Source organism: Deltaproteobacteria bacterium, assembly GCA_029860075.1.
Lineage (GTDB): Bacteria > Desulfobacterota > JADFVX01 > JADFVX01 > JADFVX01 > JAOUBX01.
This window is the reverse complement of the sequence record JAOUBX010000021.1, coordinates 39,380-60,659: the sequence shown is the minus strand read 5'-3', so window position 1 is coordinate 60,659 and position 21,280 is coordinate 39,380. Positions and strand designations below refer to the sequence as shown.

At 44.5% G+C, this 21,280-nt stretch carries 19 protein-coding genes; 4 read left to right on the top strand and 15 right to left on the bottom strand.

Annotated elements, in window-relative coordinates; translation table 11 throughout:
- Positions 1 to 150: 150 nt before the first annotated feature.
- From OEV42_08500 to OEV42_08480, 5 genes are all read right to left on the bottom strand, one after another.
- Entirely contained in the window at positions 151 to 672 is a 522-nt protein-coding gene (locus OEV42_08500; protein ID MDH3974305.1) for a hypothetical protein, read from the bottom strand.
- A 30-nt stretch (positions 673 to 702) separates the two neighbouring features.
- Positions 703 to 1,095, bottom strand: a complete 393-nt coding sequence (locus tag OEV42_08495) for a hypothetical protein (protein MDH3974304.1) — start codon at positions 1,093 to 1,095, stop codon at positions 703 to 705.
- A gap of 292 nt (positions 1,096 to 1,387) precedes the next feature.
- Positions 1,388 to 2,368 (bottom strand): hypothetical protein, encoded by a 981-nt coding sequence (locus OEV42_08490; protein ID MDH3974303.1) that lies wholly within the window; start codon positions 2,366 to 2,368, stop codon positions 1,388 to 1,390.
- Positions 2,369 to 2,972: 604 nt separating this feature from the next.
- On the bottom strand, positions 2,973 to 4,232 hold the full coding sequence (locus OEV42_08485; protein MDH3974302.1) for a thrombospondin type 3 repeat-containing protein: 1,260 nt from the start codon (positions 4,230 to 4,232) through the stop codon (positions 2,973 to 2,975).
- Positions 4,233 to 4,257: 25 nt separating this feature from the next.
- Positions 4,258 to 6,381 (bottom strand): right-handed parallel beta-helix repeat-containing protein, encoded by a 2,124-nt coding sequence (locus OEV42_08480; protein ID MDH3974301.1) that lies wholly within the window; start codon positions 6,379 to 6,381, stop codon positions 4,258 to 4,260.
- Between the two features lie 622 nt (positions 6,382 to 7,003).
- Here OEV42_08480 and OEV42_08475 point away from each other — a divergent pair.
- Together OEV42_08475 and OEV42_08470 are read left to right on the top strand one after the other, a co-directional pair.
- Positions 7,004 to 7,195, top strand: a complete 192-nt coding sequence (locus OEV42_08475) for a type II toxin-antitoxin system VapB family antitoxin (GenBank protein ID MDH3974300.1) — start codon at positions 7,004 to 7,006, stop codon at positions 7,193 to 7,195.
- A complete protein-coding gene (locus OEV42_08470) occupies positions 7,195 to 7,572 on the top strand; it encodes a PIN domain-containing protein (protein ID MDH3974299.1) in 378 nt (125 codons plus the stop codon). The genes OEV42_08475 and OEV42_08470 overlap by 1 nt, the downstream gene beginning before the upstream one ends.
- 387 nt (positions 7,573 to 7,959) lie before the next feature.
- Here OEV42_08470 and OEV42_08465 read toward each other — a convergent pair whose 3' ends face one another.
- The 10 genes from OEV42_08465 to OEV42_08420 form a co-directional block, all read right to left on the bottom strand.
- Positions 7,960 to 10,395 carry a heavy metal translocating P-type ATPase gene (locus OEV42_08465; protein ID MDH3974298.1) on the bottom strand — a complete coding sequence of 812 codons (2,436 nt, stop codon included), beginning with the start codon at positions 10,393 to 10,395 and terminating at the stop codon, positions 7,960 to 7,962.
- 127 nt (positions 10,396 to 10,522) lie between these two features.
- Positions 10,523 to 11,065, bottom strand: a complete 543-nt coding sequence (locus OEV42_08460) for a FixH family protein (protein ID MDH3974297.1) — start codon at positions 11,063 to 11,065, stop codon at positions 10,523 to 10,525.
- A 22-nt stretch (positions 11,066 to 11,087) separates the two neighbouring features.
- Positions 11,088 to 12,512 (bottom strand): cytochrome c oxidase accessory protein CcoG, encoded by a 1,425-nt coding sequence (ccoG, locus tag OEV42_08455; GenBank protein MDH3974296.1) that lies wholly within the window; start codon positions 12,510 to 12,512, stop codon positions 11,088 to 11,090.
- Positions 12,513 to 12,805: 293 nt separating this feature from the next.
- Positions 12,806 to 13,669 carry a cytochrome-c oxidase, cbb3-type subunit III gene (gene ccoP, locus OEV42_08450; protein ID MDH3974295.1) on the bottom strand — a complete coding sequence of 288 codons (864 nt, stop codon included), beginning with the start codon at positions 13,667 to 13,669 and terminating at the stop codon, positions 12,806 to 12,808.
- On the bottom strand, positions 13,662 to 13,871 hold the full coding sequence (locus OEV42_08445; protein ID MDH3974294.1) for a cbb3-type cytochrome c oxidase subunit 3: 210 nt from the start codon (positions 13,869 to 13,871) through the stop codon (positions 13,662 to 13,664). Before OEV42_08445 ends, ccoP begins: the two co-directional genes overlap by 8 nt.
- Positions 13,864 to 14,529, bottom strand: a complete 666-nt coding sequence (gene ccoO, locus OEV42_08440; GenBank protein MDH3974293.1) for a cytochrome-c oxidase, cbb3-type subunit II — start codon at positions 14,527 to 14,529, stop codon at positions 13,864 to 13,866. Before ccoO ends, OEV42_08445 begins: the two co-directional genes overlap by 8 nt.
- A 31-nt stretch (positions 14,530 to 14,560) precedes the next feature.
- A complete protein-coding gene (gene ccoN, locus OEV42_08435; protein ID MDH3974292.1) occupies positions 14,561 to 15,961 on the bottom strand; it encodes a cytochrome-c oxidase, cbb3-type subunit I in 1,401 nt (466 codons plus the stop codon).
- Between the two features lie 184 nt (positions 15,962 to 16,145).
- Positions 16,146 to 16,577: an Rrf2 family transcriptional regulator gene (locus OEV42_08430; protein MDH3974291.1), complete on the bottom strand. Its 432-nt coding sequence runs from the start codon at positions 16,575 to 16,577 to the stop codon at positions 16,146 to 16,148.
- Between the two features lie 221 nt (positions 16,578 to 16,798).
- Complete coding sequence (locus tag OEV42_08425; protein MDH3974290.1) at positions 16,799 to 17,875, bottom strand: hypothetical protein; 1,077 nt, start codon at positions 17,873 to 17,875, stop codon at positions 16,799 to 16,801.
- 319 nt (positions 17,876 to 18,194) lie between these two features.
- A complete protein-coding gene (locus tag OEV42_08420; protein ID MDH3974289.1) occupies positions 18,195 to 18,380 on the bottom strand; it encodes a hypothetical protein in 186 nt (61 codons plus the stop codon).
- A gap of 517 nt (positions 18,381 to 18,897) precedes the next feature.
- Between OEV42_08420 and OEV42_08415 the strand changes: the two genes are divergently transcribed.
- Both OEV42_08415 and OEV42_08410 read left to right on the top strand, forming a co-directional pair.
- Complete coding sequence (locus OEV42_08415) at positions 18,898 to 20,202, top strand: AAA family ATPase (GenBank protein MDH3974288.1); 1,305 nt, start codon at positions 18,898 to 18,900, stop codon at positions 20,200 to 20,202.
- A gap of 144 nt (positions 20,203 to 20,346) precedes the next feature.
- Positions 20,347 to 21,105 carry a DUF4350 domain-containing protein gene (locus OEV42_08410; GenBank protein MDH3974287.1) on the top strand — a complete coding sequence of 253 codons (759 nt, stop codon included), beginning with the start codon at positions 20,347 to 20,349 and terminating at the stop codon, positions 21,103 to 21,105.
- The last annotated feature ends 175 nt before the right edge of the window (positions 21,106 to 21,280 follow it).

Here is a 21,280-nt window from a genome sequence, read left to right as displayed (position 1 = left end):
TTAATGAAACTACGGGAATGGTAAATATATTGTTAACTCTATGAAAAGGCAGCAAGAAAAAAACTTTTTCCTTGCTAATAGATGCGTTTTGCCATTGACAGGGGTACTTCTAATGGGCGACCCTTATTATTCTTTAGTCTCTCGACCCCTTTAGTCTCTTTCTCTTTTTATTTCCCTGTAAATTTTTTCAACAACGTTATCGTAGTACCTGTCGTAATCATACCGGCTTGCCCATTTTTCGGATAACCGCATTGGAATGCCCCATATTGCTGCTAATGAAGTTGCTTTGTCAACATACTCAATTTCAAGAACTTGGTCGTCTGTCGTATCAACAATTTGATAGGAAGAATAATATTTTACATCACATGGTGTGGGTAGAATTCCTAAGGTAAATATTGTCCCAAGCATCATATGTCCACAAATTTGTCCTTCTATAACGGATGAACGATTGTGAAACTTTTCTTTTATCGAAATCCTGAATTGCTCGGTTTCATCTTTTTCAATTTCTTCGATTGTCACTTTGATTGGATTAATTTCGCTATACTTTGTAAAATCAACTTTTTCGGGTATTGTGATTGCACAACTATTTAAAAAGAGGAATATTATTAGAGTGGCAATTATTCGAAATACAGAATTTCTTTCGATTATATTTCTTTTACTTACTTCTTTCATTATTTGTACCTGTAATTGATATGACTTTGTTTACTTAAGTCCTTTCCGAATTCCCTCTATCTGATTTCTGGCCATAGTAATGAATAGCTCCGGTGGCTCGCTCAACATATAATTTTCAAACAACTCAATGGCTTCGTTGAAGTCACCCTCATCGCATAGTTTATTTGCTTCAATAAGAATATTACCAAACTTTTTATTTTCACCGGGATAAGGGGATGGTTCTTTTAGAAAATCAGGTGTAAGAGAGGGCTCTGTTTTGTAAATGGCATGCTGAAGTTCAGCAATATAGCTCAAAGCCATACCGATTTTTTTGATTTGTTCCATAGCCGGTTCAAAAGGGATATCCCTGATCTGGGAGACAGCTTCGTCAAGTAACTTTGTGCTTTGAGTTAATAAATCATCCAGTTTTTTTAATGAAGGCATGGGTTGTAATCTCTCAAAAAGACTTATAATTTAAGTATTTTTTAAACAGGTAATATTTAACCGAACCGTCCCCTTTTTCCGAATTTGTTCTGGAACCCTTTGAAATTTTTTATAACAACTTTATCTATAACCATGTATTTAAACATCCAATGTATTTAATACAAATTCTGGGGATACAATACTTAATTATCCCTCCTAAAGTTATTGGGGACAGTAACCCTTTACATTACGCTCCCTTTACTTCTTAAATAAAACCTTCCATTTTCTCAAGAGATTTACCCCCGATATCCCTTCAATCAGCTTTTCCCAAAACCTTTATCGCTCTTTCATACTCTTTACGTATTTTACCAGCGAGAGGCGATTTGGGATAATGCTTGAGGAAATCCCCGTAATATTTAACAATATGCTGGCTTCTTGCTATCTCGTCACCTTCATATTCATAAGCGAATTTTGACATCTGGATCTTAAGGTAGGCATAATCTGCCTTTTCATGGTTTCCATACTCTTTATAGATGGCCTTGTAGATATCCAGGGCATCAGGACAAACCCTGTTAAACATGCTGTTTAAAGGGCAGATTTTTTCATATCGCTTTCCAAGTTCTGTTGAAGTAACGATGTATTCATCGCTATGCGCTTTGGTGGTTTTCAGCTTTGCCTGATAGCTTTCTATTTCTTTAAGGAGAGGCTGCGCTTTGGAAATTCTGCTCACAGACATAAGCTCTGTGCAATTCTCCCATGCCGGTTCGCACAGGCTGTATGGATAGGTGTAAAAGGTCTGGTCGTAGTGGTTGTAATCAGGGAAAAGGGTTTGAATGGTTTTTAATGTTTTCAAAGAACTTTTAATATCCCTGAGTATGAGATGATTAATGAGGATATGGTGAAAGATCGCGGCCTTCATGCGGTCCTCTTTCACAAATTCAAGCGCTTTGGTAAAGGAAGTCAAAGAATTTTCGAAATCATGGTTCTCAAAATAGACTCGCCCCAATAGAAAATGCTTCCAGCCCATAAGGGCAGGTGTTTTCATCGATGAAAGTTCCTCTTCGAGGGTCTCCAGGATCGTATCTACGCATGTGGGTTTACTGTAACGGTTACAGCTTAGCAGCAACTGCTGTGACCGGGGCAGCTTGCTCTGATCAACCATTTCAAAGATGAGACTGTTATCTTTTTCAACGGCAATTTTCTGGTAAAAAGAGAAGCCGTTAGCATTGGAACTGGAAGCGGCAAGAAGAGTTGCCATATAAACAACCAGACTAATTATGAATAATCTTTTCATAAATTCCTTAACTTCTGTTGATTATCAAGATCAAATTCGAAATGATTAAAGCTTTCATAATCCCTCCAATTCCCACTTATACCCACAGGGCACCAAGTCTTAAGAGGGAGAGTTTTCTTTCCTTCCACAAAAAAAGGGACAGTCGCCTCAACAGGCTTTCTGTCCCTTCCTTATCAATGATGTACCACCCGTTAGTTTAGTATTCAATATCCACCCCTTATTTAAAAAGGCCTTCCCCAAAAGGCTGTGTTTGACTTTCTACTTTATATCGTAGCGTGATAAATGTATACCACTGGATGTTGTGTGTCAAGGAACTTTCTGTGACGGGTTTCGCACAGAGGCGCGGGGGCGTAGAGAAAGAAGGCAATTGATAATTGATAGTGGAAAATTGATAATTATTTTAATCCCGTAAATCCTGTTGATCCTGTCGGAAAAAAAGATTTTTTTAGAGTGGACAGGATGGTACAGAGTACAGGGATGTATCACACAGTAATGTTTTTTTAAATTTTTTTGTTTTTCCGTGAAATAAAAAATAAGGGGGCAGAATTAAATCCTGCCCCCGAACATTATGTCTAGGGGATTCCTCCCTTAAATAAGAGTAATGCTAATTACCGCAGCTTGAACTTGCCGCCGCCGACACAATTGCACCCTTTTCAGATTCTGTGATCAAAGCGAGTTCCACAAAGTTTTTTGCCGTTTTTGCAACCCCTGAAACATACTTGCCGTGGTTCTTCCAGGGTGCTGTTGTTCCCACAGGCCCTTCACAGGGGACGAGTTGTGCTATGGAGCAGCCACTGCCGGGATCAACTATCTCACCTTGAGGCGTTTCAGCACAAAGGTCGGCGCCATTATCCACGCCGTCACCATCTATATCAGGATCACTATCACAGGCATTACCGATGCCGTCATTATCATCATCACCCTGGTCGGGGTTGGCAATGGCAGGGCAATTATCAAAAGAGTCACTAATCCCGTCACCATCCTGATCCGGATCGGAGGCAATAAAAATTTCAGCAGATTGACCCGAACCGCTTACCCAAACAATAGTATTGCCGCTAATGCCGGGAGAATAATCATCGACCATATTATCGGTCACCTGCAGGGATATGAGGTTATTCCTGGTAAGAAAAACTTCCCTGTCAGCGCCGTCATATTTAAGATATACGCTCAGACTGCCGCTGCGCTGGCGGCTATCGGGCCAGGTAAAGTTATGGGGCGCAGCTTCAACGGTTGCCGTCCCAATGTTATAGATCATATACGTAGTCAGGTCGTTCGCTGTATTACTGCTTCCCTCGCTGCAGGTCCGGTTCCAGCCTACCATATCGCTGTTAATCCTCGGGGAAGCGTTATCCCAAAGGCAGCCGCCGGGATTAGGGTCCCCGGAAATATTCGATACAATGCCGGCGGCAATGTGAAAGAGATAAATTTCACCGCCGTTGACGTTCAGGCCGACTGTATTTTCCATCCACGTAATATAGCCATTTGCAATTCGGGGCGCCGAATTAATATGGGATTGCAATGTATTTGGAATCTCCGCCGTTATGCCTGTTTTCAGGTCATAATATTTCAGTATCCCCTTAAAACCGTCTCCCAGCCAGGTAATATAGTTTCCATCGGTCTGCGGTGAAATATCATCGGTTGAATTATTGGTAATCTGCGTTGTAATGCCCGTTGATATGTTGTAGTGAAATATTTCCCGGTTATTGTTGACAAAACCCTGCCATACAATGTGATCTCCATAAATTTGCGGCGCTTCATCTGCAGTATTGTTGGATGTTACCTGCACAGGGGTAAGGGCTTGAGCAGGCAAAGCCAATGTAAGGAAAGCAATCAGCAAAAATGTTATGTTCAGCTTTTTCTTCATAATTATTATTCCTTTCAATTATGCATTACCAGTTAATGCCGTACTGTCCGCCATAGGCGCCCATATCGACAGCCGGCGTGCCCACGCCCGGCGGTAATGCCGCATCATCGGGGAAGGCTGGATCACCTGAATCAACAGCGGGGGAAAGATCCTGGAGACGATAATCATCATTGGCTCCATCAACGAAGGTGGGCGAGGCAAAAATCTCACCTGTATTTTCATTGCACATGGCAAGTTGAGGGCGTTTGCACCATGGTGAGAACCCGGGGCATGAGACTGCCGCGCCGTTATTGCCGGAAAGGAGGTTATATTGGCGAAAACCTGCCCACATATAGCAAGTTCCTCCTCCCGAATAGCGTGTGCCCGCATTAATGCCTGCATTGGTATTATCGGCAATAATGTTGTTAATAATCGGAATCGCTTCCGTCGGGCTGCCTTGTGGAGGTACCTCGCCGACAGCGCCATGGAGATCGTCGAAAATAATCCCTCCCCCCATACCGCTCATCCCATTGCCGACAACCGTATTATGATTGATTGCCCCGATCCAGTCGCCAAAGCGGATTCCGCCCATACTGTTTTTGTAAACAAGGTTATTTTCAATGGTTCCGGAAGCATGACGAACATCTATGCCGCCGCCCATAGGCGCCTGCCCGTTGTTATGAACTTTGTTGCCTCTCACTGTTAAATGGAGTTGACCGGGAATTCCGATAAAACCTCCACCGTTATTTAAATCAAGCCCCGTGTGTATTCCCCCGCGGATATTATGGTCAATTTCGTTGTCCATAATCTCAAGGGTCATTTCGCTTGTGATAACAATACCGGCACGTGCATTCTGTGTAATCCGGTTGCCCCTGACCACTCCTGTCGTACCTGTATTATCGAGGCGAATTCCGGCAAAACCGTTATTGGATATGTGGTTGTTTTCAATGATCAGGTTCACCGCTATGGAAGACTGGAAAAGTGTGAATCCGCAATTTGCGTTATTATCCATAATATTATTACGGACAATAACTTCATCGTTTTCACCGGCACGTACGGCACAGCCGAAAAACTGGTTATTCATAGTGTTGTTCTTTATGGTAACAGCAAGGGTGTTTTTGGCATAGACTGCAATACCGTTGTCGTGGAAACTGTTATTTTCAATGAGCGCAGAGCCCATGCGGCCATGAGGGTCCTGATGATCAAGATAGACGCCGGCCCTGTTGTTATAAAATTCGTTACTGTCGGCTGCATTGGGCCCACCGATCTGAATATCGACACCTGTCGACCCCGACTGGCCGGTAATGCGAATGCCGGCAATGGGTGCATTATCATAAATGGTATTACCCTTGATGACGATGGGAAAGCCTGAATTGCGGACGCCATATACAAGTGAACCGATACCGGCCCGGCCGCTTCTGAAAATCCTGTTATTTAATATGGTGGGACGAGCATCATCCATTAAGCCGATGCCCGGCGAGTAATCTCCTGTTGTCGGTGGTGTGGTGAATATATCGTTTCCGATAATGGTGGGTGCACTGTTTTGGCGGACACCGATGCCCGGCCCGTTCACATAATGAATAACGTTGTTTTGAATTAGCGGCATTGCTGTCGACATTTCCCCCATTGTCGTGATTCCCCCGTTATGGGCCACTCCCTGGTTATCACGAACAATGTTATTTTGTATTGTGGGCGAAGAACCGCCAATCTGGATCAGCCCTGTCCAGTCAGGTGCACTTGCATCAATGTTTTCAACAATAAAACCATCAAGCAGGGAAGGTGTGGTAAGCGTCATGGGAAATAAAACAACGGGATCATTTCCATTACCCCGAAGAATGGTTAAAGTGGCGCGTTTCAAGACTTTCCTTGTATGTCCTGTACCACCCAGGGGATCAGTATAATCCACCTGTGAATCACCACCTTCACTAACGAGGCTCACACCGCCTTTCATAAGAATATTGGCGCTGTATACTTCCGGTAAAAGGCGGCCGGGAGTACCGACAAGAACCCTGTCACCGGAAAGGGCGGCATTAAGCCCTGCCTGGACCGTTGTGTAATTGCACCCTGACGGGCATACGGTAATGTCTGCCGCCATAACCGAACCTTTGCCGGCCAAGGTTGCAAGTCCTGCAATCGCCAGGTGGAAAAATATTTTTTTTAGTCTCATCATATAAACAACCTCACTTCAATTTTTTGAAACAGTCATTATGTTTATCCCTTGCCGTTAATCAATGATTTCAGATGCAGTATATTAAAGGGGGGGTGATCAGCCTGAACAGGAGTGACTGAATATTTTCTCCTGCCTTGAGAAAATCATGTTGACTGCCTTGCTTCCCCTAATCAAGGGTAAAAGATATTATCGAAATTTGAGATTTAAATCCAGCTTTTTTTGATAGTTATATCCATTCCTGGAGGTGGAATTGTTTTACACAAAGGCAGGATAAATACTTTTATCTGAATATGAATTTCCCATTCCCCTTAAGCAGGCTTTTCTTTTTCAGAATGGGTATTTTTTAAAAAGGCAGTTTTAATCTTTAACCGACACCCCGAGTCTCGTTGCATAGGAACTTTGGGGATACAATACTTAATTAACTACTTATTTGATTTATGACATCCCATTAAATGACAGGGCATAAACTATTTTGTGTGAGGCGATCTTTTAGCATTTATGGATTCCCGCCTTCTCGGGAATGACAATGGGGGACACAGGTGAGTCCCTGTACCGTGGTGACAGGACTTGACTTTGTATGCATTGATTGCTAATATTATGCATATAAAAGGAGGGCCATATCATGAGAACGACACTTGATTTACCGGAAGAGTTATTAAAAGAAGCGATGGACGTGACTCATATTTCTACCAAGACAAAAGTCATCATTACCGCATTAAAAGAACTTATCAGAAAATCCCGGGTTTCTGAATTGAAAGAATTTAAGGGAAAAGTCGATCTTGATATTGACCTTGATACCATTCGGGGTCGTTAGTGTCGGTACTGGTAGATAGCTCTATCTGGATTGAATACTTCAGAAACGGAAAGGATCTCGAACAACTCGATTTCCTCATTGATGAAAATATTGTAGCCACAAACGATTTGATCCTCACCGAATTAACGCCCTTCCTCAAAATCAGGAATCAGAGAAAAATCATTAAGCTGTTACATGAGCTTAACAAACTGGAACTGAATATTGATTGGGACAACATTGCCGACTATCAATACAAGTGCCTGAAAATGGGCCTTAACGGCCTCGGAATTCCTGATCTCATCATTGCCCAGAATGCAATTCAAAACAATTGTTCCCTCTATTCGCTGGATAATCATTTCAGCTTGCTTAGCAAGATTGTTCCCCTTAAGCTGGTGTAAAAATCTGCAAGATAGTTTAAAGTCTTTTTCTGCATTCTTTGTACCCACAGGGCTCTTGTGCTCTGAGAGTATAAACTTATTTGCGTGAGATTAACTTGTTTTCCCTAGTTGGTTCAGGTTTGTAACCGGAACCAGACATTTATCAACTACCCAATAAATATGCTATCAATTAGAATTAAGTATATGGGAAAACCTGAATATTGGATTAATTCATCTGCTAATGGTGGGGGCTTGCTTGAATTAGCTGTAATTGAGTGAAAATAGAGGGTTCAGGTTACAAACCTGAACCAACGAAGATATTTTGGATTCCTGTCTCCACGGGAATGACAAAACGGGTTTAAGGTTTCCTTTGCGTTCTCGGCGTCTCTGCGTGAAACAAATAGGCTATTAATCTTTCACCGACACCCTCAACCGCGCCGCATTACCAATAACAAGCAGCGAACTGATAGGCATGGCAATAGCGGCTACGACAGGGGTAACAAGGGCCATCATTGCCAGGGGAATCATAATGAGGTTGTAGACAAGGGAGATGGAGATATTCTGTTTGATCGTAGAAACTGTATTTTTTGAAAGCTCGTAGGCCTTTTGAACACCCTTTAAGTGGTTTGTCATGAGAACGATGTCGGCGCTTTCGATGGACACGTCTGTGCCGGAACCGATAGCAATGCCCACATCGGCCCTGATGAGTGAGGGTGCATCATTTACGCCGTCTCCAACCATGGTGACGATATTTCCGTTCTGTTGGATTTTTTCTATCTTCTGCGATTTGTCTTCGGGAAGGAGTTCGCCCATAACATTCATACCACCCACCTTTTCAGCAATCATATGAGCAACACCCTGCCTGTCTCCACTTAGCAGTGTAAGGTCTGGTACGCTTTTTCTTAATGTGTTGAGAGTCTCTTCCGCATCGTCGCGCAAGGTATCGGAAAGGGAGATAATGCCTACCAGTTTATTATCAGTGGAAATCAATATTGGCGTTAATCCCTTTGACTCCAGCTTTTCTGCCTGAGCGTTAATATCATTTCCCTTGGCCTGCCCTTCCTCAATCATCCACTTAAGGCTTCCGGCAGAGACGCTTAATCCCTCCACTTTTCCCGTGACACCGCAACCGGGACGGCTATTGAAATTTTCGAGAGGCAGTTTAAAGGGATCGATGTTCCGCTTTCCGGCTTCCTCAATAATTCCTCTGGCAATAGTATGCTCCGAGCTTCTCTCCAGAGTGGCCGCCAGGGCAAGAATTTTTTCTTCACCCACGCCTTCAAGATCAATAATGCTAGCAACAGACATGCGGCCTTCCGTAATGGTTCCCGTTTTATCGAAGACGAAATGACTTGTTTTGGATAACATTTCAATGGCTTTACCCTCTTTTATTAGCAAGCCCTTCCTTGCCGCCACACCGGAAGCGACGGAAACAGCCATGGGTGTTGCCAATCCCAGCGCGCAGGGGCAGGTGATGATGAGGACGGAGGTGGCCGCCATAAGGGCCTTGTCATTGCCGTCACCGAGCCAGTAAAAAAAGGTGACAATGGCAAGGCCAATGGTGACGGCAACAAACCAGGGAACGATGCGGTCTGTTATTCGCTGAACAGGTGCTTTTGACATCTGGGCATTTTCCACAAGGCCGATGATGCGCGAAAGTGAGGTTTCTTTCCCTGTTTTTTCAACTTCCACTATTAGGGCGCCTGTCGTGTTTAGCGTTCCCGCAGCTACTTTATCTCCAAGCGACTTTCCCGCAGGGAGCGATTCTCCCGTCAGCATCGATTCATCGATGGAACTTTCACCCTCCACTATTATTCCGTCTACGGGAACCTTTTCTCCCGGTTTGATAACGACCCTATCACCGGCGAGGACAGCCTTGATGGGGACAAGCTCTTCTTTTCCCTCTCTTATGACGGTTGCTACTTTAGGCTGAAGGTCGAGCAGTCTCTGTGTTGCCGATGTGGCCATGTCTCTCGATGACATTTCGAGATACCGGCCGATGAGGATGACAAAAATAAAGGTGACTACCGTATCGAAATAGACTTCACCCCTTACACTGTTATTTATCGTTATATAGGTGGAGTATAAATAGGTAGTCAGGGCGCCGATTGCGATGGGCAGATCCATGTTGAGATGAAGCCTTTTCAGGCTATTTAATGCACCCTTAATAAAAGGGTGGCCTGAATAGAAAAGGGTAGGGGTGGCCAGGGCAAAACCGATCCAGTGGAAGAAATTTCTGAATTCTCCCTCATCGGCGCCGCTGTAGAGGGCCACCGACGTCCATAAAAGGTTCATCATGGCAAATCCGGCGAATGCAATCTTAAAAAGATAGCTCCTTTTCTCTTTTGCCATCATTCCCTCCGCCGCCTGTGGATCGTAGGGGACGACGGAATAACCCACATGGGAGAGCTTTTTTATAATATGTGAAAGTTTAAGTTTATTGTCCGTCCAGAGGATTTTGAGACGTCTGTTAGAGAGGTTGACACGTGCAGAGATAACCTCCTCTTCACGGACAAGAGTCTTTTCGATAAGCCAGACACAGGCGGCGCAGTGCATCCCTTCTACGAGAAGATTGACCTCTTTTCCCTTATCGTCGGATTCGACATAGTCGGCAACAACATCGTCCATGTCGTACATACGAAGATCATCGGGCATATCAGGGGGAGGTGCGAGGGCTTCTTTCTCAGGTGTTCTCTCATAAAAACCTTCGAGTCCCGCTTCAAAAATGGAACGGCAAACGCCGAGACAACCGTTGCAGCAAAAATGTCTCGTCTCGCCGCCAATTTCGGAAGAATAATGAACACCCGCAGGAATGGGGAGGGCGCAGTGGAAGCATGAACTCATGTCAGGATAATTTTGGTATATTAGTAAAAGAAGCTTTTAAATTTTCTCGCAAAGCCGCCAAGTGCGCAAAGGTTATCATTATTTTTTTCTTTGCGATCTTTGCGTCTTTGCGCGAGAATATTATTTTTTAAGCAGAGGGAGCCTTCTTAACGAAAATCCTTTCCACTACTTCAAACTCGTCATTGCCCCTTTTAAGACTTACAACGATATCCCAATGGCCGGGCAGGAGAAAGGTGATCTTCCCTGAATAATCCCCACCACCTTCGCTTGTCATGGGGATTTGGAAATCTGCCTCAGCATCAGATGGCCTGAAGGCATGAATGGTGACCTCTTCGGCCAGGAGGGGGGCTCCTGTAGAATCTTTTGCGTTGAGAACAAAAGTAGAAAGACTGTTTACCGCTGCATTACCTGGAACAACGAGGCTTGCTTTCCAGCCGAGTGCTTTTTCCCGGGCCAGCTTTTCTATCGATTTCTGGTAGTTTTTTCCTTTTTCATAATAATCTTCAACAACGAGACCTGAAGATGTCTTTGAGGCAATAACTACCATGGTCATATTGGCAGTGATAATGACGATAACCATGGCAATCCACCCCAGAACCCAGGGACTTTTAAAAGCGGATTTTTTTTCAGGCCATTCTTTTTCTTCTGTTGCAGCACTTTCACTTTTCATATTTTTCTCTCCCCAAATCAGGTTATTTTGCGGGACTCATAAACATGCTTTTGTACTCGCTCTTTATTGTTTTGTCATTCACATCGTAGACTTTAAAGATGATGGGTATATTTTGCTCTTTTAGCGACTTTTCAGGTGCTTTTAAAAGAATCATGACAGGTCTTACCTTGCTGACAGGTATTTTTACCGGTTCTTTGGAACCCACCATAGTCAGTCCTTCCACGCCGTCTGCTTCAATGGCGAGATTGAGTTCCTTGTCCGTTGTGTTAACAATTTTCATTGTATATTTATTTTGAATGGATCCGTCGCTTAGTTTGACGAAAAGAGGCTGACGTTCATGAATAACATTGATGCTCATGCCGCCCAGGGTTAGCAGACCGTAGCTTATTCCGCTAAAAGCAAGGAAGAGAATGAGTGAATATACAATGACTCTTGGTCTTTTAAAGAGCGGTGGCAGGATTATTCCCCCCAGTTCATCGAGAGAGGCATATCTGACGAGTCCCCGTGGCCTTCCAACCTTGTCCATGATGGCGTCACAGGCGTCGATGCAGAGCCCGCAGGTAATGCAGCCTTCCTGTTGGCCGTATCGGATATCAATGCCTGTTGGGCAGACGGCAACGCAGAGGTTACAATCGACGCAATCTCCGGCGTCAGGTGAGTGGCCTCCTTTTTTGAGGCGCACCCTTGGTTCGCCCCGATCTTTGTCATAGGTGGGGAGGATTGTGTCTGAATCATACATAACTCCCTGAATCCTTGCATAAGGGCAGAGCCAGAAACAGACCTGCTCTCTCATAAATCCCCCGAATATGTAGGTACACATGAAGAAAAAGAGAAGGGTATACCAGCCGACTGCCGGTAGAGTGAACGTGAAATAGCCTTTCCAAAGCTGGAAAGCGTCCATAAAGTAGGCTGAAAAAGTAGCGCCTGTCAGTAAGGAGATGATAATAAAGACAAGGTGTTTTGTTGTTCTTAACCTGATTTTAGTGAATGTCCAGGGAGCTTCATCAAGTTTTCTTCTTTTTACGGGCGCGCCTTCAATCCAATCTTCGGCGAGCGTAAAGATATCGGTCCATACGGTTTGGAAACACAAATAACCACAGAACATCCGCCCGCCAATGGCCGTGACGGCAAAAAGCGCCAGGAAGAGAAAGATAAGGACCAGGGCGAGCATCCACACGTCCTGGGGCCAGACGGTAATGGAGAAAATATGAAATTTGCGGTTGGGAATATCGAAAAGAACGGCCTGTCTGCCGTCCCACCTGAGGTAAGGGCCAAAGAAGAATAAGAGCCAGAAGGAGGCAGCCATCCATTTGTAGTTTCTAAAACGGCCCTTGATTCGTGTTGCATGAATCTTGACATCACCGGGATTGACATGCCAGTAGCTTTCTTCCAGGTTATCTCTATCTTCCTTGTCGGCCAAGAGGCTCTCCTTCGTTGCTGATTTCATCTGGTGGGTACCTTTAAAATAGTATATTAGATAAGCTTGTCCTGTAAAGGATTCATGAATATTTGACTAACCACAAAGTCACAAAGGTCACAAAGCAATAGAAAGGATGAGTACGGAGTCGATAAGAGAGAATTTTCCTGTTAATTGTTTAAAATAAGGCTTTTATTCTCTCTGTTCTTCTTTGTGAGCTTTGTGTCTTGGTGGTAAAAAATACTTTAAAAAAAGGCCGGAAGCCGTGCAGGAGTTTTATCTGCAAGCTACCGGCCTTAAGAGACTTAATTTTCAGCAGTCAGCTATTTTCCACCACCAAACTGATGAACCATTACGGCAAGCTTTTTGATCTGCGTTTCGTCGAGCTTTTTGGCGAAAGCCGGCATAATCGCTTTACGGGTCTGGGGTTCTTCTTCATCATTTACACCGTGGAGTACGGTTTGACGAATATCCTCTTCGGCAGATGAAAAACGCCAGATGCTGTCCGTCAGGTTTGGTGCACCCATTTCCGGCATTCCTTTAGCATCTTCACCGTGGCAACCGAAACAAGCGGCTTCGCCCTCAGTTTCACCCATAAAAACGGCTTTTCCAGGCTCATGGACCTCACCCCTGGAAAGTCCCATTACATATTTAACGACATCGTCCACCTCCTGCTTGCTAAGGAGAGATGCATGAGCATTCATAATACCTGCACGACCGTCGGTAATTGTTTCAACAATCGTATCGGCTGTTCCTCCATAAAGCCAGTCGTCATCAGCAAGTACGGGAAAGTCAGGGCCACCCTGTCCACCGACACCGTGACAGCCTGCACAGTTCTCAGCAAAGAGGACCTTGGCCGAACCCTGGGCAAAACCAAGAAGCTCGTTGTCTTTCAATATTTCATTAACAGACATACCGCTCAGTTTATCGTTATAGGGTTTTCTCAATGCTTCAACTTCAGCAACCTGGTTTTTGAGGCGCTTGATCTGGGTCCATCCCAGAATACCCTTTGTCGAACCATCTACAAGCGGGATGGATGGAAAGAGTATAAAATAGATAACAACGCTGATCCAGCTTATGTGCATACCGATCATCCACCATCTCGGAGGTGGATTATCGAGTTCCTTTATTTCATCCCATGCGTGCCCTGTGTCTTTTGCTGCATATGGGTCATGTTTTTCAGCCATTTTTATCCTCCTTATATGAAGAATCTTCATTCATTATTATAAAACGATGGGCTTCCAGCTTTTCACGGTTTTTAGACCTGAAAGTGTATGCATAGGCAATGGTCATAAGCATGAAAATAATGACCGTTGCTGAAAGGCCAATCCAGTCATTTGTCGTCAACCGGGACCAGTTGGTTGAAAAATGTCCTATGAGACTATTCACGGTAATCCCTGCCTTCCTTGAACTCTATCATGGTGCCGAGTACCTGGAGATAAGCAACGATAGCATCCATTTCTGTTTTACCTTCAACAGCTTTGGCAGCTCCCGCAATATCCTCATCCGTATAGGGAACACCGATAGTCCTCATGGCGCTTACCCTTTTTTCAATACCGGGACCATCAATGGTTGCATCTTTCAACCATGGATATCTCGGCATGACCGACTCAGGCACGACCGCTCTGGGATCCATCATATGTGCAACATGCCATTCGTCAGAGTATTTACCCCCCACCCTGGCAAGATCGGGCCCTGTCCTTTTTGAACCCCACTGGAAGGGGTGGTCATACTTGGATTCTACGGCGAGAGAGAAGTGACCGTAACGTTCTTTTTCATCACGGAAAGGTCTTACCATCTGTGAGTGGCAGTTATAGCAGCCTTCTCTGAGATAAATGTCTCTTCCTGCCAGTTCAAGGGGCGTATAAGGTCTCACACCGCCTACTTCTTCAAATTGTTCCTTTGTTTCAACGACGTTGTTGAGATAAAAGAGCGGGACTATCTCAACGATTCCGCCGATGGAAACGACAAAGGCACACATGAGCAGAAATGCGCCTACGTTTTTTTCCAGTTTTTGCTGTAAACCGTCCTGATTGCTTGCAGCCATTAGATACCTCCTTAAGTATAGGTTCTGCCTTTTACCTGGCAGGTTCGGATTTAGTGATTGTCATGATAATGTTGTAGAGCATAATAATAGCTCCTACGAGGACACAAATGCCTCCAACAGTTCTCATTGCATAGTAGGGGTGCATGGCTGCAACCGACTCGGCAAAGGAGTAAACCAGGTTGCCGTACTCATCATAGGCACGCCACATAAGACCCTGCATGATTCCCGAAACCCACATGGCGCAGATGTAAATAATGATACCGATGGTATGGAGCCAGAAGTGGAAGTTTACGAGCTTGGTAGAGTACATCTGCCTGCCCCAGAGACGTTCAACCATATGATAGATGGCTCCGGCAGAAACCATGACCACCCATCCGAGAGCGCCTGAGTGAACATGACCGATGGTCCAGTCCGTATAGTGAGAAAGGGCGTTAACAACCCTTACCGACATAACGGGACCTTCGAAGGTACTCATGGCGTAGAAGGCAAGAGATACGATAAGGAACCTGAGAATGTAGTCTGTTCTCAGCTTGTCCCATGCGCCGCTCAATGTCATCATTCCATTTACTGCGCCACCCCATGAAGGGATGATCATAGCCATGGAGATGATGGCGCCCAGTGTGGCCGTCCAGTCGGGAAGGGCCGTATACTGGAGGTGGTGAGCACCGAGCCAGACATAACCGAAGGTGAGTGCCCAAAAGTGGATAACTGAAAGTCTGTAAGAGAAAATTGGACGGCCTGACTGCTTTGGAATAAAGTAGTACATGATTCCAAGGAAACCTGCCGTAAGGAAGAAACCGACGGCATTATGTCCGTACCACCACTGGATCATGGCGTCATGAACACCTGAGAATATGGAGTAGGATTTGAAAAGTTCAACGGGGATGACCAGGCTGTTTACCACATGAAGGTAGGTAATCATTACCATCATGGCCATAAAGAACCAGTTTGCAACATAGATGTGAGGTTCTTTCCGTTTTACGACAGTCATTACAAAATTGAACATAAAGCAGAGCCAGGTAACAGCTATCAGTATATCGATAGGCCATTCAAGTTCCGCATACTCCTTGCCCTGCGTAATTCCCAGGGGAAGCGTAATAACTGCGCTTACGATAACTACATTCCATCCGATAAAGGTAAACCATGCAAGCTTGTTGCTCCAGAGGTTTACCGAACATGTTCTTTGCACGACGTAATAGGCCGAGGCAAAGAGGGTACATCCGCCGAATGCAAAGATGACTGCGTTGGTGTGAAGCGGTCTCAATCTCCCGAATGAAATATAGGGGATATCGAGGTTTAGTGCAGGCCAGGTTAGCTGGGCTGCCAGGATGACTCCGACGAGCGCGCCTACAACAAAATAGATTGTAGCGGCTACGGAGAACCATCGTACGACGCCGAAGTCGTACTTTTCTGCTGTTTGATCGTTACTCATTTACTACCTCCATCATTTTTTTATTCTTATCAAATTTTTTCATCCCGGCGAATCAGGATGAAAATAAATAGATAGATAGATGCAAAAAAAGGGTTGGCCGATTCAAAAATTTCTTTTTTTATGGTGGTACTTAAAGTGTTATAAAAAATTACCCCTCTCTTACACAATTTTTCGAATTTGCTTTCTAAGAGTCCTGCTTTTTGATGTTTTCAAGCTGGCTTTTAGCCATTTCAGCTGCCGTATATTTGTCGAGCACACTGAAAAGGGCCTCCTGGGCTTCTCTCCAGACAGGGTGGGCGCCACAGAAGGTATCCCTGTCACATTCTCCCGGTTTTGTAAGGCACCTGTTGAGATTGATGGGGCCTTCGACGGCTTCTACTATCATCCTGATGGTGACCTTCTCAGGCTCATCTACAAGGGAAAAGCCACCTGACTTGCCTCTGTGAGCCCTTACTATCCCGCCTCGCGACAGGGCCTGCATCACCTTTGCAAGAAAGCTCGATGGGATTCCCTGGCTCTCGGCTATCTCTGCAATAGTAGCCATTTCACCTTCTTTTTTCGTTGCCAGGTGTACGATAGCCCGGACGGCATAATCTGCTAATCTTGTTAACTTCATTCACTTACCTCTTGGTCTTTTTTTATGGCAGATGTTTAAACAGGATAATGGGAGCCTATTTTATCCACTTTAAAATAAAATGCAACTAAAAAAAACGCTATCTGGACATTTTTTTCCTCTTTGGTGGTTTTAAAAAGTGGCGGCGGCCTTCGGCAAGGCCGCCGCCAAACAGGTAAGGATAGAAAGAGATGTATTTCTAAAACAAATATAAGCGATAAAAATCAGAACCTGGCGATGAATTCGAGTGTCGTTTCAACGCCGTCGCCCTTTGCAAGGCCGGCAAGTGCGGCAATTCCATCAGCATCGTCAGTATCACGATGTTCGAGCACAACATCAAGGTTTTCATCGAGGCCATAGGTAACAGCAACAGTTGTGCTTGTCGTGTCGTCTGGCGCAGCAAGAGTACCACCAGCAGCCAGATTGAGGTCGGCGTATTGAACTGCATCATACCTTGCTGCAACTGAGAGATTGTCCAGAATGGAGTATTTTGCAGTAACACCGTAGGCGGAATCAATAACTTCTCCGGCAGTGAAGTATTCAACACCGATGTAAAGATTCGGTACAGCCGTTACTGTCAGGTTAACATCAAGGGCGCTTTCCGCACCAAGGTAAACATCTCCCGCAAGAGTTGTAGCTGTAAGCCCTGAATCAGCCTGGTCTGCTGCAGTCACGTAACCCACTTCAAGGTCAAGGCCTTTCATGATATTGAGGTTCAGTAAGGCAGCCATTGAATTTTCTTCCGCAGTAAGGTTCAACTCATCGAGATAAGCCACGGTAATTGTTGCCGGACCGAAGGTTTTCTGAAGAGCGGCGCCTGCGATGTTATCTCCATCAAGAATAGTCTGTCCATCGAGGATGTTGTATATCTGCCCATGAGAGAAGAAATCCATGTCAGGCGCATCTTCTTCTTCCAGTCCGATAGGATTGTTGAAAACACCACCGATAACGGCTACAGGGAGAGTGGTAGAAACAAATGCAGCCTGTTCTATCCTGCCGGAATCAGAGTTGCTGCCAAAAAGTGCATTGCCTGCATTAGCCCCACCATTAGCGGCAAGGTCAAATTCAACATCGAGCAGGACAGTCAGTTTGTCACTTATTTTGCTCCTCACATCGATTTCAGCGTCAGCAAGAAACTTCTTTTCTGTGGGATGGTCGGCACCCGCTGTGGCAGGATCATTGGGCTCGTCTGTAATAACGTACCAGATATCAGCGAAACCGGAGACCTTGGTTTCTCCGGCAAAAGCAACACCACTTAACATTAATAGCATAGATACAGTTAAAGCAATAAAACGTTTCATTGATTTCCTCCTGAATAGTTCATTAATAATTGTTATTTATTTTTTCACCACCCAATTTTCTTTTTTCACCTCCTGTCTTAAAATTTTTGAACGGACAAACTAAAAAAGCCGGAGCGGCCATATATAATGGCGGCCCCGGCTTTTGTCTTCGACTTTCGACTTTTTACCTTCTGGGTTTTTTCAATGAAATTGCAAAAAAAAGGGACACCCATCTATTGATGAACAGTCCCGGCTTCCTGTCTTTCTTTTTGACTTATACCTTATGGGATATTGCTTGATATGTTGTATCTATTCTCTTCCCATGGGGAAAGGATGTTTACTATGGCTGGTCCAGGGAAAAGTCCCGGGGTATGGTCAGCCAGTTACCGCACCTCTTGCACTTTACATCTATATGTGTCTCTGTCACCTTTAAAATCCTCGTTTTTACAATCAATCCCGTGGGCTCTCTCAGAATGATTTTTTCATTGCAGATACACCGCAGAGGTACATCGGTTTTTGTTATCATAGTTAGCGCCTCGGGTTAGGAGATAGTTTAAAGAGGGTAAACTGGACCTATTTAGTGCTTTATTGGTGGCTGTAAAATAGCGGAGAGAGTTGAATATGTCAACAAAAAAATACAAAGACTGTCTCCGGTTAAGGGAAAAAAGTTAAAAATGGAGATCATTATAAAGAGATTCTCCCGTAATTACAGGTGTTTGTATGTAGAAGAAAAATGTGTAACTTGCAGACAAAAGGGGGTTGACTCTTCTGTCGAACTTTCTCTGTGCGAAAAAATTACATAGCTTGTGTCAAATAACTGATACTATTTGTTGCATTTTTATAAGGAGCATATCTCCTGGGCAGGAACTTTCGGCTCGGAAAAATGACTAATTAATGGAAGCAATCGGTGTAATTTTACCCGTCTATATGGGGTAATTAGGGGTGCTTGCTTCTTTTCATGGATGAGAAAAAAAAATTGGTATTTAATTTGCAATAAATTATAAACAAGTAACGAAGGACCCATAGAAAAAAGGAGGTGCCCAATGGAGCTAAAGACGAATGTAACAATGAGATACTGCCAACCCATTGACCGGTTCATCAAGATCAGGGCCTTCTCGGATTCCGAGGTCCAGCAGCTCTTCAAGCGGGTGAACCTGACAGATAAAAGATCATACAGGCAACTGGTGATTAATACGTCTATCGTCAATTATAACGATGATATATTAAAGGATATTATTTTATCAAAGGAGATGAACGGCGGGGTGGAAATGCTGGAAGAAGAGCTTTACCAGATGTGCGTTAAGGTAAATCCCGCTTTCGATATCAACCGGATCTCTATTAATGTGGAAGAACGGGAAAAGCCGGGGAACCTTTTTCTTCTCGAGGGTGAAGAGAAACTTGCCCACGAGCACCATATTGCCCATTCCCTTGAAGAAAAGCTGAAGGAAAGGGTAGTGGGACAGAGCGAGGCTATCAGCAAGGTTGTTCAGGCAATGAAAAGGTCTTATACGGGGATTATGTCACCTGATAAACCGGCGGGAATCTTTCTTTTTGCCGGACAGACCGGTGTGGGCAAAACAGAGCTTGCCAAGGCTCTTGCCGAACTGGTTCTCGGTGATGTTAATGCTATGGTACGTATTGACTGTTCAGAATATGCCCTTCCCCATGAATATGCAAAGCTTATTGGAGCGCCTCCCGGTTATGTCGGTTATGACGATGGGGGTGTGCTGAGTGAGCCTATGACAAAGAATCCTGAACGGATCGTTCTTTTCGATGAGATCGAGAAAGCCCACGGCAAGGTCCATAACCTCCTTCTCCAGATAATGGATGAAGGCTTTGCCACTGATAATAAAGGGCAGAGAATACCCTTCAACAAAAGTATTGTCATTATGACCAGCAATGTGGGGGCAGGAGAAATCGCTGAGTTGGAAGGGGCCATCGGTTTCGGTGACAGAAAGGCTGAAGTAAGCCATAGCTTTAAGAAAAAAGAAACCGTGCGTGCGCTGGAGAATATTTTTGCTCCCGAGTTTTTAAACCGTGTCGACGACATTATTGTCTTCAGGGCGCTTGGGCACAAGGAAAATGTAAGGATTGTCGAGATGTTTCTAAATGTCGTTACCAAAAGGCTTGAAGCTTCCGGAAAGAAGGTTTCCTTTCCGGCATCAGTGAAAGAACATCTCGCTAAAAAAATAGAGACCTCCAGGTATGGTGCGAGACCTTTAAAGCGGATCGTTACCAAATATGTAGAGGCGCCGCTCAGTGATTGCCTGTTAAACTGCAAGTTCAGCAACGCCAAAGGCATCAAAGTCTCTATGAAAAAAGGAAAAATAAACTTCCAGCCATTATAATCAAAGGGCCTCCCGGTTAGTAACGGACCGGGCAGAACCTCCTTCTTAAGCTGCACTTTAGCCGGTGCAGCTTCTTTTTTTTGAATCTCTATTTAAACCTTATTATCTTAACAAGTCAAAAAATTACATTTAAGGTGGTTTCAAATGAAAGCAATTATACTCCTGGCGTCTTTATTCTTATTGTCTCTCTCGGGTCATGCCGCCTCGGCTGAGATTTATTTCGATACTTCTCACCGGGTGATTTTTCACCCCTCTTCAGAGCAGCATCTTGGTCTTAAAAAGTTTGTATCCCTTTTCCGTGAAAATGGCGATCATGTGGAGATAGGGGATTATCCCCTGGGAATCCTCGATACGGGAACCGTCGATGTTCTCGTCATTCCCGGATCCATGGCTCCCTATAGCCCGGAAGAGATAGACCTTGTTGAAAAGTTTGTCAATGATGGCGGAAGGCTTCTTGTTCTCCTCCACATTGCGCCTCCCCTTGCAAGGCTGACGGAAAGATTCGGTATTATTCTCTCTAACGCCGTTATTTCGGAAAATGAAAACAAGATCAACGGCCGGAGTCAGGATTTTTTTGTTAAGGACATGGCTTCCCATGAGATTACCCGGGATGTCTCGATGATAGCATTCTACGGCAGTTGGGGATTGCTTGCCGAAGGAAAAGGCAAAGTCCTTGCCTTCACATCGGAAAATGCCTATGCCGATTTTAACCGCAACAGGCGTTTTGACCACGGCGAGCCCAGAGCCAAAATGGGTGTTGTTGCCGTATCTGATCATGGTAAAGGCAAGGTTGTTGTTGTGGCTGATGACGCCCCGCTTGCCAATGCTTTTATTGATGTGGGTGATAATAGAAAATTTGCAGGGAATATCGTTAACTGGCTCTCTATGCAGATAAGCCGATAGCACAGACAGACCTTTCCTCCCTCGCAGCCTATGGGGGGGATTTTCCTCTCTTCTTTTTTTTAGATATAAAAAATCCCTTAAGAATTAACCCTTTAAACAGATACTAAACAGAATTTGTATTTTTGTGCTTGACACACAACATGTAGTGGTATAGTCTTTTTTCACTACAACATAA